General features: G+C 38.7%; 2 pseudogenes. Both read left to right on the top strand.

What is annotated here, in order from left to right:
• Positions 1–124, top strand: a pseudogene (locus H4J70_RS20820) (transposase); the annotation flags it as partial.
• A 90-nt stretch (positions 125–214) separates the two neighbouring features.
• Positions 215–372: pseudogene (locus tag H4J70_RS20290) on the top strand (transposase); the annotation flags it as partial.

Genomic DNA, 372 nt, shown 5'->3' with positions numbered 1-372 from the left:
TGCCGAATACTTACTTCCAACATTAAAAAATACGGTAGCCTGCTATCGCAGTCGATTAATGGATATAAGTTGGTTTATGCGTGTTCTTAATGAGCGTATTGCGAGAAAAGCCAATCAAGAAGATAGGATTAACCAGGACACCCATAGTTAATTTGAAAGATAGCATTCCCTCTACTAGGCTTACTAAAAGAGTCAAAGTAAAAGGATTTTCTTTATGACTACTGCCAGAAAAAAACTGATTAGTTTAGTTGATACCCCATATTACCACTGCATTTCTCGCTGTGTTCGCCGAGCTTTTCTTTGCGGTGAAGATAAACTCACAGGTAAGAGTTTTGAGCACCGCAGAGGCTGGATTGAAGATAAGTTACTTAG

The sequence above is a fragment of the Colwellia sp. BRX8-9 genome, assembly GCF_014077245.1.
Classification (GTDB): domain Bacteria; phylum Pseudomonadota; class Gammaproteobacteria; order Enterobacterales; family Alteromonadaceae; genus Colwellia_A.
Note: the sequence above shows the minus strand (reverse complement) of the source record. Positions and strands in the feature narration are given on the sequence as shown.